General features: G+C 71.5%; 11 protein-coding genes. 8 read left to right on the top strand and 3 right to left on the bottom strand.

From position 1 onward, the window contains the following. Positions 1-62 precede the first annotated feature (62 nt). The 4 genes from CU254_RS18090 (at position 63) to mshC (ending at position 5660) form a co-directional block, all read left to right on the top strand. Positions 63-1460: an ATP-binding protein gene (locus CU254_RS18090; RefSeq protein WP_009078116.1), complete on the top strand. Its 1398-nt coding sequence runs from the start codon at positions 63-65 to the stop codon at positions 1458-1460. After that, a complete protein-coding gene (locus CU254_RS18095) occupies positions 1460-3418 on the top strand; it encodes a VWA domain-containing protein (RefSeq protein WP_009078117.1) in 1959 nt (652 codons plus the stop codon). Before CU254_RS18090 ends, CU254_RS18095 begins: the two co-directional genes overlap by 1 nt. Before the next feature lie 157 nt (positions 3419-3575). Next, on the top strand, positions 3576-4340 hold the full coding sequence (locus tag CU254_RS18100) for a MerR family transcriptional regulator (protein WP_009078118.1): 765 nt from the start codon (positions 3576-3578) through the stop codon (positions 4338-4340). Positions 4341-4421: 81 nt separating this feature from the next. After that, positions 4422-5660: a cysteine--1-D-myo-inosityl 2-amino-2-deoxy-alpha-D-glucopyranoside ligase gene (gene mshC / locus CU254_RS18105; protein WP_009078121.1), complete on the top strand. Its 1239-nt coding sequence runs from the start codon at positions 4422-4424 to the stop codon at positions 5658-5660. Between the two features lie 69 nt (positions 5661-5729). Here the strand turns inward: mshC and CU254_RS18110 are convergent, their stop codons facing one another. Continuing rightward, on the bottom strand, positions 5730-7355 hold the full coding sequence (locus CU254_RS18110) for an ABC-F family ATP-binding cassette domain-containing protein (protein WP_009078122.1): 1626 nt from the start codon (positions 7353-7355) through the stop codon (positions 5730-5732). A 245-nt stretch (positions 7356-7600) separates the two neighbouring features. Between CU254_RS18110 and CU254_RS18115 the strand changes: the two genes are divergently transcribed. From CU254_RS18115 to CU254_RS18130, 4 genes are all read left to right on the top strand, one after another. Further along, positions 7601-8170 carry a dienelactone hydrolase family protein gene (locus CU254_RS18115; RefSeq protein WP_037714056.1) on the top strand — a complete coding sequence of 190 codons (570 nt, stop codon included), beginning with the start codon at positions 7601-7603 and terminating at the stop codon, positions 8168-8170. Positions 8171-8253: 83 nt separating this feature from the next. Beyond that, a complete protein-coding gene (locus tag CU254_RS18120; protein ID WP_009078124.1) occupies positions 8254-8838 on the top strand; it encodes a helix-turn-helix transcriptional regulator in 585 nt (194 codons plus the stop codon). After that, entirely contained in the window at positions 8835-10091 is a 1257-nt protein-coding gene (locus CU254_RS18125; RefSeq protein WP_009078125.1) for an MFS transporter, read from the top strand. The genes CU254_RS18120 and CU254_RS18125 overlap by 4 nt, the downstream gene beginning before the upstream one ends. After that, entirely contained in the window at positions 10055-10885 is an 831-nt protein-coding gene (locus tag CU254_RS18130; protein WP_037714058.1) for a metallophosphoesterase, read from the top strand. The genes CU254_RS18125 and CU254_RS18130 overlap by 37 nt, the downstream gene beginning before the upstream one ends. Before the next feature lie 36 nt (positions 10886-10921). Here the strand turns inward: CU254_RS18130 and CU254_RS18135 are convergent, their stop codons facing one another. Together CU254_RS18135 and CU254_RS18140 are read right to left on the bottom strand one after the other, a co-directional pair. Continuing rightward, a complete protein-coding gene (locus tag CU254_RS18135; protein WP_009078129.1) occupies positions 10922-11182 on the bottom strand; it encodes a hypothetical protein in 261 nt (86 codons plus the stop codon). A gap of 205 nt (positions 11183-11387) precedes the next feature. Continuing rightward, positions 11388-12299 carry a PAC2 family protein gene (locus CU254_RS18140; RefSeq protein WP_009078130.1) on the bottom strand — a complete coding sequence of 304 codons (912 nt, stop codon included), beginning with the start codon at positions 12297-12299 and terminating at the stop codon, positions 11388-11390. Positions 12300-12374 lie beyond the last annotated feature (75 nt).

Below are 12374 nucleotides of genomic sequence, written 5' to 3' on the forward strand. Positions count from 1 at the left end.
CCCCGCCCGGCTGGAGCCGCTCCACGTCGACGGATGCCGGAACGGTCAGTAGCGTCGAAGAGGTGAATGCTGTTCCCGACGCTCTTCCCCGTACTGCCGGCGAGCTCCGCGCCGCCGGATACGCCCCGCGCCCGATCGCGCGCGAGATCCACGACAACCTGCTCGCCGCGCTGCGCGAGGGCCGTGACGCGTGGCCCGGCATCGTCGGCTTCTCCCGCACCGTGCTGCCCCAGCTCGAACGCGCCCTGCTCGCCGGCCACGACGTCGTCCTGCTCGGCGAACGCGGCCAGGGCAAGACCCGCCTGCTGCGCACCCTGGCCGGGCTCCTCGACGAGTGGACCCCGGTCATCGAGGGCTCCGAACTGGGCGAACACCCGCTCGACCCGATCACGCCCGCCTCGATCCGGCGCGCCGCCGAACTCGGCGACGACCTGCCGGTGGCCTGGCGGCACCGCAGCGAGCGCTACACGGAAAAGCTCGCCACGCCGGACACCAGCGTGGGCGACCTGATCGGCGACGTCGACCCGGTGAAGGTGGCCGAGGGCCGCAGCCTCGGCGACCCGGAGACCATCCACTTCGGACTCGTGCCGCGCGCGCACCGCGGCATCGTCGCGATCAACGAGCTGCCCGACCTCGCCGAGCGAATCCAGGTCGCACTGCTGAACGTGATGGAGGAACGGGACATCCAGGTCCGCGGCTACACGCTGCGGTTGCCGCTGGACGTCCTCCTCGTCGCGACCGCCAACCCCGAGGACTACACCAACCGCGGCCGGATCATCACGCCGCTGAAGGACCGCTTCGGCGCGGAAATCCGCACGCACTACCCGCTGGACGTGGAGTCCGAGGTCGCCGTCGTGCGCCAGGAGGCGAACCTCGTCGCGGAGGTCGGCGAGCCGCTGCTGGAGGTGCTGGCCCGGTTCGTGCGCAACCTGCGCGAATCGCCGGTGATCGACCAGCGTTCCGGCGTGTCCGCCCGGTTCGCGGTGGCGGCGGCGGAAACCGTCGCGGCGGCCGCGCTCCGCCGGGCCGCGGTGACGGGGGAGGACCCGGCGGTCGCGCGTCCGGTCGATCTCGAAGCCGTGCCCGCCGTGCTGCGCGGCAAGGTCGAGTTCGAACCCGGCGAGGAAGGCCGCGAGGTCGAGCACCTCGTGCACCTGATGCGCCGCGCGATCGCGGAAACCGCCCGCGAGCGGTTCGCCGGACTGGACCTGCGGCCGCTGTCCGACGCGGTGGCCGACGGCCACCTGGTCGCCACCGGCGAGCGCGTGCCCGGCACGGAAGTCCTTGCGGCGCTGCCGGAACTGCCCGTGCTGCACGAGGTCGCCCAGCGGGCCGGAGTGTCCGCGGACGAACCCGCGGGACGGATCGCGGCGGCCGTCGAACTTGCCCTGGAGTCGCTGTTCCTCGCCCGCAGGCTGGCGAAGGACTCCGACGGCGACACGACGGTGTACGGCGAATAATGCCGCTCTTACCGGAGGGATATTCCTACGGCCCGTGGCACGACGGGCCGGATCCGCTGGCCCCGCCCGCGGACCTGCGGGACGCGCTGGACGAGATCGGCCGCGAAGTGATGGGCGGCTCGTCCCCGCGGTCGGCGCTGGAGGAATTGCTGCGCCGCGGCACCGAACGCACCGCCGGTCTCGACGAGCTGACCCGCCGGCTGTGGCAGCGCCGCTCGCAGATCCAGCGGCGGCACCGGCTGGACGGCACGCTGCAGGAGGTCCAGCAGCTGCTGCAGGAAGCGCTCCAAGCCGAGCGCCGGGAGCTGTTCCCGGACCCCGACGACGAGGCCCGCTTCCGCGAAGCCCAGCTGGACGCGCTGCCGCCCGGCACCGCCGCGGCGGTCCGCGAGCTGAACGAGTACGACTGGCGTTCGGACGAAGCCCGGCAGAAGTACGAGCAGATCCGCGACCTGCTCGGCCGCGAGATGCTGGACGCGCGCTTCCAGGGCATGAAACAGGCGATGCAGAACGCCGGGCCCGAGGACGTCGAGCGGATCAACCAGATGCTCGGCGACCTCAACGCGCTGCTTTCCGCGCACGCCCAGGGCGCGAGCGACATCGACGAACGCTTCAGCGAGTTCATGCGGCGGCACGGCGAGTTCTTCCCGGAGAACCCGCAGAACGTCGACGAGCTGATCGACGTGCTGGCCGCCCGTTCCGCCGCCGCACAGCGGATGCTGAACTCGATGTCCGAGGAACAGCGGGCCGAATTGGCCGAGCTGGCGCAGCAGGCCTTCGGCGACCCGAGGCTGGCGCAGCAGCTGTCCGCTTTGGACTCCCAGCTGCGCGCGTTGCGGCCGGGGGAGGACTGGACGTCGTCCTCGCGCTTCCGCGGGCAAGACCCGCTGGGCCTCGGCGAAGGCGCACAGGCGATGGCCGATCTCGCGGAACTCGACGCGCTCGCCGAGCAGCTCGGCCAGTCGTACCCGGGTGCCCGCCTGGAGGACATCGATCTGGAGGCGCTGGAGCGCCAGCTCGGTCCGGACGCGGGCGTCGACGCGCGCCGGCTGTCCGAATTGGAACGAGAACTGCGTCAGCAGGGCCTGTTCGAACGCGCCGCGGACGGCACCTTGCGGTTGTCTCCCAAGGCATTGCGCCGTCTTGGCGAGACCGCACTGTCCGATGTGGTCAATTCGCTGCGCGGCAAAGCCGGGGAACGAGAGACCGAATCCGCGGGCGCGGCAGGTGAACCGACGGGTTCCAGCCGCCCCTGGCGATTCGGGGACATGCAGCCCTGGGACGTCCCGCGGACGGTGCGCAACGCCGTATTGCGCTCCACCGCGGTCGGCGCGGGGAGCGTTCGGCTCGATGTCGAGGATGTCGAGGTCATCGAGACCGAACACCGCTCCCGGGCCGCCGTCGCGCTGCTGGTCGACACGTCGTGGTCGATGGTCCAGGAGGGCCGCTGGCTGCCGATGAAACGCACCGCGCTGGCGCTGCACCAGCTGATCAGCACGAGGTTCCGCAACGACGCGCTGCAGCTGATCACCTTCGGCCGCTACGCGATGCCGGTGGAACTGCCGGAACTGGTGGGTCTGGAAGGCACCTGGGAACAAGGCACCAACGCCCACCACGCGCTGCTGCTGGCCGGACGGCACCTGCGCCGCCACCCGGACGCCCAGCCGGTGGTCCTCATGGTCACCGACGGCGAACCCACGGCCCACCTGGAACCCGACGGCGAGGCGGAATTCTCCTACCCGCCCGAACCGGCGACCATCTACAAGACACTGTCCGAAGTGGACAGGATTGCCAAACTGGGCGCGTCCGTGACCGTGTTCCGCCTCGGCGACGACCCGCGGCTGGAAGCCTTCGTGGACACCATCGCCCGCCGCTCCGGCGGCCGGGTCGTGGCCCCGGACCTGGACGGCCTGGGCGCGGCGGTAGTGGGGGATTACCTCCGCACGCGGCGCCGCTGACCCCTCGGCGAAGGTCCGTGGTCGAACACCTCGACGCGTCCTTCGTTCGTGCTCGCGCCGAACAGCCGTGTCCGCCAGGCTTGACCCTCACGCGGCGTGAGGCGTGATCGTGGTTCTCGCAAGGGCCGCACGGCCGAAGAACCGACAGGGGAGACCGATGGGCTACCGGGTGGGCGAGGTGGCGGCGCTGGCCGGCGTCACCGTGCGCACGCTGCACCACTACGACGAGATCGGGCTGCTGTCGCCGAGCGGGCGGACCGCGTCCGGCTACCGGCGCTACGAGCCCGCCGATCTCGACCGGCTGCACCGGATCCTGCTCTACCGGGAGCTCGGCTTTCCCCTGGAGACGATCGCGTCCGTGCTCGCGGATCCGGGAATCGGCGCCGACGCCCACCTGAAACGGCAGCGGGAGCTGCTGGTGGCGCAGGCGGACCGGATCGCGCACATGGTCGCGGCCGTCGATCGATTGCTGGAGGCGAGAGCCATGGGCAACGCGTTGACGCCCGAGGAGAAATTCGAAGTGTTCGGCGGGTTCCAGGCGCCGGACGGCTACTCGGAGGAGGTGGTCCGCCGGTGGGGCGGCTGCGCCGAGTGGCAGCGGACCGACCTGCCGGAGACCAAGGAGGAGTGGGCCGAGGCGGAGCGGCGGAGGAAGGACTGGGTGCGCCGGCTGCTCGCGCTGGTCGACGACGGCGCGCCCGCGGACAGCCCGGCGGCGGCCGAGCTCGCCGAGGAGCACCGGGCGATGCTGTCGGCGGTGATGGGGGAGTGCGGGTACGCGATGCAGCAGAAGATCGCCGACCTGTACGCCGACGAGCCCGCGCAGCTGGCGTTCCTCGTCCGGGAGGACGAGCAGCGGCCCGGCATCGGGGCGTACGTGCGGGACGTCGTGCGGGCGAACGCCGTCCGGCAGCGGGCCTGACCGCTCCGGTGGGAGGGACACCACAGCTGTCCCTCCCACCGGGTGGGATAACGGACGGACGTCACGCTTACAGTCGGAGGCATGCAGACTTGGTCATCCGTCGCCGTGCCCCGGCTGCCCGGCACGCCCCGCCCCCTCCGGCTCCACGACACCGCGACCGGGCAGGTCCGCCCGACGGCACCCGGCGCCGCCGCCCGGATGTACGTCTGCGGCATCACCCCCTACGACGCCACCCACCTCGGCCACGCCGCCACCTACCTCGCGTTCGACCTGGTCAACCGGATCTGGCGGGACAACGGGCACGAGGTGCACTACGTCCAGAACGTCACCGACATCGACGAGCCGCTGCTCGAGCGCGCGGAACGCGATTCGGACGACTGGATCGTGCTCGGCATGCGCGAAACGGCGCTGTTCCGCGAGGACATGGAGGCGCTGCGGGTGCTGCCGCCGCGCCAGTTCGTCGGCGCGGTCGAGGCGATCCCGGAGATCGTCGAGGTCATCGCGAAGCTGCTCGCCGACGGCAGCGCCTACCGCGCGGACGACGCCGAGTTCCCGGACGTCTACTTCGACCACAACGCGACCGGCCGGTTCGGCTACGAGTCGAGCTACGACGCCGAGACCATGGCTAAGTTCTTCGCCGAGCGCGGCGGCGACCCGGACCGTCCCGGCAAGCGGCACCCGCTGGACGCGCTGCTGTGGCGCGTCGCGCGCGAAGGCGAGCCGTCGTGGGAGTCGGAGCTGGGCGCCGGACGGCCGGGCTGGCACATCGAATGCAGCGCGATCGCGGTGAACCGCCTCGGGCTCGGGTTCGACGTCCAGGGCGGCGGTTCCGACCTGATCTTCCCGCACCACGAGTACAGCGCGGCGCACGCCGAGGCCGTCGCCGCCGATCACCCGTTCGCCCGGCACTACGTGCACGCCGGGATGATCGGGCTGGACGGCGAGAAGATGTCGAAGTCCCGCGGCAACCTGGTCTTCGTGTCGCGGCTGCGCGCCGACGGCGTCGACCCGGCGGCGATCCGGCTCGCGCTGTTCGCCGGGCACTACCGCGAGGACCGGGCGTGGACCGACCAGCTGCTGGTCGACGCGCAGGAGCGGCTGGCCCGCTGGCGCGAAGCGGTCGCGCTGCCCGCCGGACCGGACGCGGAGGACACCGTGGCCCGGCTGCGCGACCACCTCTCCGACGATTTGAACACGCCGAAGGCCCTCACCGCGATCGACGCGTGGGTCACGTCGGCGTTGCGCCGCGACGGCACCGATCAGGCCGCTCCGGGGCTGATCAAGGAGGCCGTGGACGCCTTGCTGGGCATCGTGCTCTGAGCCTTTCGGGAACGGGCAGTGGCCGGAAATCGCTCCGGCCACTGCCCGTTCTGCTAACTGTATAACGACCTATACATCCTGGCGTTGGCCGTCCGCCAGCGCCAGGTGGTCGCCTTCCCAGCGGCGGCGCAGCCACCGGTCATGCGAGGCAAGGACGACCGCGCCCGGCGCGCTGTCCAGCGCTTCGGACAGTTCCTCGGCCAGGCTGAGCGACAGGTGGTTGGTCGGCTCGTCCAGCAACAGCACGTCCGGCGGTTCCGCGAGCAGCACCGCCAGAGCCAACCGGCGACGCTGGCCCACCGAAAGCTCGCCGACCGGACGGTCGTGTTCCCTCGGCGGCAGCAGCCCGAGCGTGGACAGCGAAGGCGCCGCCTCGCCAGCGGAGGCGCGGTACACCTCCTGCGCGGTCCGCTTGGGCCGAGCGAACGTGACGTCCTGCTCCAGCAACCCGACCCGCACGCCGGGTCCGAAGTGGACAGTCCCGGCCGACGGGGTGAGCTGACCGGCGAGCACCGACAGCAGCGTGGATTTGCCCGCCCCGTTGCCGCCGGTCACGAGGAGCCGCGCGCTGCGGTCCACGTCCAGCTCGTCCAGTTGCACCCGGCCCGGCACCGCGATGCCGCGCACCGACACCGCCGGGCCTTCGCCGCTGGTGTCCGCGGTGAGCGGGGCCCGGAACCGCAGCGGCGCGGGAGGTTTGCGGACCTGCTCGCGCTCCAGCGTTTCGAGCTTGAGCTGCGCGTTGCGGACCCGGCGGGAAATCTGCTTCTGCACGCGACCGGTCTTGAAGTCGTAGAGCATCTTCGCGTTGTCGCGCGGCGCCCGGTTGTGCGCGACGCGGCGCGCGGTGCCGTGCACGGATTCCCGCAGCTGCTTGAGTTCCTCCTGTTCTTCGGTGAACCGCTGCTCCCACCGCGCTCGTTCGGCCTTTTTCTGGCCCAGGTAGTCGGTGTAGCTGCCGCCGTAGCGCGTCGCGCCGCCGACGCGGCGGTCCGCCGGAACCGGGTCCAGGTCCACGATGTCGGTGCAGACCGCGTCGAGGAACACGCGATCGTGCGAGGACAGCACGACGACGCCGGTCAGCTCCGCGAGATGGCGCTCGAGGAACTCCATGGCGTTGTCGTCGAGGTGGTTGGTCGGCTCGTCGAGCAGCATGATCCGCGGCCGCCGGACCAGCAGCGCGGCCAGTCCGAGCCGCGACCGCTGGCCGCCGGAGAGCGTGTGCAGCCGCCGGTCGTGCCGGATGTCGCCGAGCCCGAGACCGGCGAGGACGAGATCGGCGCGCCGGTCCGCGTCCCACAGGTCGTGGGCCTGCGCCCATTCGAGGACGTGGCCGTACTCGCTGAGCACCTCCGGATCGTCGGGACGTTCGGCGAGCACGGCGGCGAGCTTGTCGAGCGTCGCCGCGGCGGTGCGGATCTCGGCGAGCGCCTCGTCGAGGACGTCGGAAACCCTCGCGGTGCCGGCGAACGGCAGTTCCTGGAAGAGAAAGCCGAGGTCGCCGTGCCGCACGACGTCGCCGGCGCGCGGGACTTCCAGCCCGGCGAGCAGCCGGAGCAGGGTGGATTTCCCGACCCCGTTTTCGCCGACGAGACCGATCCGCCTTCCGGGCGACGCGACGAGCGAAACGCCGTTGAGGACGGTGCGGGCGCCGTAGCCGAAAACGAGGTCGGAGGCGTGCAGGACAGTAGACATGAGTGAACACCGGGCCTTTGCGGTGGAAGCGAAATCCCCGACGGGCAACGCGCGGCTTCCCGGGAGCAGGGCTCGACCGGGAGCGGCCTCGATGCGGGGAGGGCTCGGTTCAGCTGTCCATGATGGCGGAGAGCATAACGCGGAGGGCGTCTCGCCGGGCAAATGGTTTTTCGCGGAGTTCGCGCGCGGTGGCGCTAGCGTTGCCGAAGTTCAGGCAACTGGTTCATCGACTGAGGGGCTCCGACGTGGCTGAAATCGTGCTGTACCACCACATTCAGGGATTGACCGACGGAGTCCGGAGCGTGGCCGACGAGCTGCGCCGGGCCGGGCACACGGTGCACACGCCCGATCTGTTTGAAGGGCGGACGTTCGGCAGCATCGAGGACGGCTTCGCCTTCGCGCGCAAGGCAGGCTTCGAGCAACTGCGCGAGCGCGGCGTCGCCGAGGCCGAGGCGCTGGGGGAGCACCTCGTGTATGCCGGTTTCTCCTTCGGCGTCACCATCGCGCAGCGGCTCGCGCAGACTCGCCCCGGTGCGCGCGGCGCGCTGCTCATCGACTCCTGCCTTCCGGTCAAGGAGTTCGGACCGGCCTGGCCGGACGGGGTCCCGGTCCAGATCCACGGCAAGGAGCACGACGAGTTCTTCGAGGAGGACCTGCCCGCCGCGCGCGAGCTCGTCGGTTCCGCCGCGAACGCGGAGCTGTTCGTCTATCCCGGCGACCAGCACCTCTTCGCCGACTCCTCCCTGCCCGCCTACGACCCCGAGGCGGCTGGCGTGCTCCTGGAGCGCGCACGGTCCTTCCTGGCCGCGCGGTAACCGGGCCGGCTTGACGCGGGGGCAGCGGCCTGCAACTCTGAAAGAACAGTTTCGAAAGAAACCCTTCAGAGTTGGGACGGCCGATGACCGAACTGCCCCCGCGCAAGCGGGTCGACGACGTCGAGCTGCTGCGGGCCCTCGCACACCCGTTGCGGTCGGCGCTGGTGCACCACCTGATGGCCGTCGGCCCGTCGACCGCGAGCGAGTGCGCGGACGCGGTCGGCTCGACGGCGTCGAACTGCAGCTGGCATCTGCGCAAGCTGGCGGAACACGGCCTGGTGGAGCGGGCCGAGGGCGGCGACGGGCGGGAACGGCCGTGGCGGGCCTGCCAGGTCGGCCTCGTGCTGGGCGGCTCAGGCGACGACCCGGCGCTCGCGGCGGCACAGCTGGCGGTCACCGGCACCGAGCTGGCCGAGGAGCAGGAGCTGACCCAGCGGTACCTCGACACGATCGAGCAGCTGGACGAGGACTGGCGCGAGGCAGGCGGCTTCTTCTCCTACGGATTGAACGCGACCCCGGAGGAAGTCAACGCACTCACCAAGGCGATCGACGACCTGGTCCGGCCCTACGTGAGCACGATCCGCGAGGACGCGCCCGCCGACGCCCGCGCGGTCTTCCTCGGGATGCGGGCTTTCCGCCGGATCGGGCACGACGGGAAACCGGCATGAGACGGCTGCTCGCCGCACCGGGATTCGCCCGGCTCTGGGTCTCCGCGTTCTTCGGCGAGACCGCCGAATGGATGCTGCAGGTCGCGCTGCCGGTGTACCTGTTCGTCCGCACCGGATCGGCGGTCACGACCGCGTTGAGCATCGTGCTCGGCCTGCTGCCCGCGGTGCTGCTGAGCCCGGTCGCGGGGATCGTCGCCGACCGGTGGGACCGCCGGGTCGTGCTGGCGGTGGTGTGCGTCGGGCAGGCGGTGGTGGTGCTGCCGTTGCTGGCCAGCTCCGAGTTGCCGGTCGCGGCGGTCTACGCGGTGATGGCGGCGCAAGCCGGGCTGGCGTCGGTGTTCGAACCGGCGCGCAGCGCGTTGGTGCCCGAGCTGGTCGGTGTCGAGGACGTCACCCCGGCGAACGGGCTGATGAGCGTGAACAGCAGCGTCGCGCGGCTCGCGGGCGGCTGGGCCGGGGGAGCGCTGCTGGGCTGGGGCGGGCTGGACCGCGTGATCGTCGGGTACCTGGTCGCGCTCGCCGCGGCGGGGATGCTGCTCGCGTTCCCGTTCCGCCGGGCAGCGGTCCGCAAGACCGCGCCCGAGCAGGCGGATTGGCTCGCGGGCGTCCGCGATCTGACGGGCAAGCGGCTCCGGGCGACGAGTGTGTCAGCGCTATTGACCTCGCTCGCGCAAGGCATGTTCCTGGTGCTGTTCGTGGTGTTTGTGCTGGACATCCTGCGGGGCAGCGAGGCCGACGCCGGGCTGTTGCGCGGCGTGCAGGCGATCGGCGGGCTGGCGGCCGGGTTCGCGGTGGCGACGCTGGCGCGCCGGGTCGCGCCGGTGCTGCTGCAGGGCTGGGGCCTGGTCGCCGCGGGGCTGATGTCGGTAGCCATCTGGAACCTGCCGGGCGCCACGACGGTGCTCGGGGTCTACGTCGGGCTGTTCATGGCCGTCGGCGCGCCCGCCGTGGTCGCCGGAGCCGGGCTGTTGTCGCACGTACAGGCGGAGACCGGCCCGGACCGGGCGGGACGGGTGCTGAGCACGGTGTACGCGCTGATGGCGGCGGGGACGGCGGCCGGTTCGCTGCTGGCCGGCGCGCTCGTCGCGGTGACCGGGCCGACAGTGCTGCTGAACGTGCAGGCTGGCCTCCACGTGTGCGCCGGACTGGTCGTTCTGGGGTGGGGGAATGGGCGGTTCCGGCGCTTCCGGGCGCGGAAAGTCGTTACGGTGGAGGAGTGCCGTCTCTCTTCGCCACCAGCGACCTCCACGTGACCCACGAGGGCAACGGCCCGATCGTCGACGAGGTCGTGCCCGACGATCCCGGCGACTGGCTGCTCGTCGCCGGCGACGTCGCCGAGTCCGCCAAGGTCATCCGGGAGACGCTCGCGCGGCTGCGCGAACGGTTCGCGAAGGTCGTGTGGGTCCCGGGCAACCACGAGCTGTGGACCACGCCGAACGACGAATGCCAGCTGCGCGGCCAGGCGCGCTACGAGTTCCTGGTGGAGCAGTGTCGCGAGATCGGCGTGCTCACGCCCGAGGACGAGTTCCCGGTGTGGGACTTCGGCCCGGAGCCGCTGACCGTCGCGCCGCTGTTCGTGTTCTACGACTACAGCTGGCGCACCCCGGCGACCGAGGGCAAGACCCGCGAAGAGGCGCTCGCGCACGCCCGCGAGATCGGCGTGGTGTGCACCGACGAGTACTACCTGCACCCGGACCCGTACGAATCGCGCGCGGCCTGGTGCGAGCAGCGCTTGAAGGTCAGCCGCGACCGGCTGGACGCCATCCCGGCCGACCGCCGCACCATCCTGATGTCGCACTGGCCGCTGCACCGGCACCCGACGAACCCGTTGTACTACCCCGATTTCGCGCTCTGGTGCGGCACCACGCAGACCGAGGACTGGCACCTGCGCTACCGGGCCGAGCTGGCCGTGTACGGGCACCTGCACATCCCGCGCACGACGTCCGCCGACGGCGTGCGGTTCGAGGAGGTTTCGCTCGGCTATCCGCGGGAGTGGCGGAAGCGGGCGCGCGGCGCGGTCCCGGTGCGGAAGCTGCTCACCGCCTGAGCGCGACCGGGCAGCCCGGTCGCGCCCTTCGGCGGATCAGTCGAACGAGAGCTGGCAGGCGGTCGCCGCGACCTGTGCCGGAACGTAGGCGCGGCGCAGGACCCAGTAGCACTCCTCGAACGAGCCGGCATCGCACGCGTCGTGCGCGAGCCAGGGCTCGACGTTGTATTCGCCCACCGCGTAGTCCATGCAGGCGCCGAAATCATTCGCCGTCACCGGTGCCGCTGACGCTGTCGCCGCCGACGCGGTGATCGCGCCCGCCGCGAGCACCGCCGCCGCTAGTGCCTTGCCGAACATTCCCGTACCTCCTGGTCCGCGCGAGGTCGCTCGCGCAGGACCAGTCAACGAGACGGGCTCGGGAGGGCACCAGGGCAGCGCGGCGCGATCAGTCAACGGCGCAGGCGCCGTCATCCCGCCGGGCGGCCCGAATGACTGTTCGTAGTTCGGCGATCACGCTGCGTTCCCCCTCTTGCGCAAGGGGAGCACCCGGTCCCGAGGCGGGTCAGCGGAGGCCGAACCCGCCGTCCTGCCCGGGACGGCGCCGCCGCAGGTAGCGCTCGAACTCGGCGGCGATCTTGTCGCCGGAGACCTCTTCCATGGTGAAATCGGTCTCGGCGTCGCCGCGTTCCTCGAGGCCGCGCACGTACTCGCTGATTTCCTCGTCCTCGTCGGCCATCTCGCTGACCGTCTGCTGCCACTCCTCGGCCTGCTCCGGCAGCGCGCCCAGCGGGATCTCGACGTCGAGCACGTCCTCCAGCTTGTGCAGCAGCGCCAGCGTCGCCTTCGGGGACGGCGGGTGCGAGACGTAGTGCGGCACCGCGGCCCAGATGGACACCGCCGGGATGCCCGCCTGCACGCAGTAGTCCTGCAGGATCCCGACGATCCCGGTCGGGCCCTGGTAGTTGCTCACCTCGAGCCGGTACTTGCTCGCGGTGTCCTTGTCGTAGGCCGTCCCGGTGACCGGGACGGGCCGGGTGTGCGCGGTGTCGGCCAGCAGGGCGCCGAGCGCGACCACCATCGCCACGTCCAGTTCCTGGACGTGCTCCACGATCTCCGCGCAGAACTTCCGCCAGCGCATGTTCGGCTCCGGGCCCTGCACCAGCACCAGGTCGCGGTCGAAGCCCTCGGGGCGGCACACCGACAGCCGCGTGGTCGGCCATTCGACCCGCCGGGTGATGCCGTCGACCATCTTCACGGTGGGGCGGCTGACCTGGAAATCGTAGTAGTCGTCCGGCTCGATCTCGGCCAGCGGCGTCGCGTCCCAGGTGAGCTGGAGGTGTTCGATCGCCTGGCTGGCCGCGTCGCCTGCGTCATTCCAGCCTTCGAAGGCGAGGATCATGATCGGGCGTTGGGCATCGGCGCGGTCCTGCTCCGGGTCGCCGGGCCGCGGGGTGTCGTCGACAGGCTCACTCACCTGACCAGCCTACGGCCTTGGCCACCTACGCTGCGCAGCGTGTCCGCCCCCGCGTGTCACAGGCCGGGTGTGGCC

The sequence above is a fragment of the Amycolatopsis sp. AA4 genome, assembly GCF_002796545.1.
Taxonomy (GTDB): domain Bacteria; phylum Actinomycetota; class Actinomycetes; order Mycobacteriales; family Pseudonocardiaceae; genus Amycolatopsis.